The sequence below is a fragment of the Nosocomiicoccus sp. HMSC059G07 genome (genome assembly GCF_001815515.1).
Lineage (GTDB): Bacteria > Bacillota > Bacilli > Staphylococcales > Salinicoccaceae > Nosocomiicoccus > Nosocomiicoccus ampullae_A.
In genome coordinates this window covers 1-417 of the sequence record NZ_KV820820.1, presented here as the reverse complement: position 1 = coordinate 417, position 417 = coordinate 1, and the positions used below count along the sequence as shown (strand labels likewise).

1 rRNA gene is annotated in these 417 nt (G+C 44.1%); it reads left to right on the top strand.

The features are described 5' to 3' along the window. Nucleotides 1-130: 130 nt before the first annotated feature. Nucleotides 131-417: ribosomal RNA gene (locus tag HMPREF3029_RS09565) — 23S ribosomal RNA — on the top strand; the annotation flags it as partial.

Sequence of the window (417 nt, the reverse complement as noted above, 5' to 3'; positions counted from 1 at the left end):
GTACATTGAAAACCAAATAGAAGCAACAGATTATATATTAATATATGATTTCAAGCGTAGAAACCGAGAACGAAAAAGTTCAAAAATACACGCGCGATAGAGTAGAGATACTCTCTCACAAATTCATTACGATTAAGTAGTGAAGGGCGCACGGTGGATGCCTTGGCACCAAGAGCCGAAGAAGGACGGAACAAACACCGATATGCTTTGGGGAGCTGTAAGTAAGCTGTGATCCGAAGATTTCCGAATGGGGGAACCCGGCATTTATAATGTCACTCCATTACGAATTAAGTAGTGATGGTAGAGGTAGACCTGGGGAACTGAAACATCTTAGTACCCAGAGGAAGAGAAAGTAAACACGATTCCCGTAGTAGCGGCGAGCGAAGTGGGGAGAGCCCAAACCAGTTTAAACTGGGG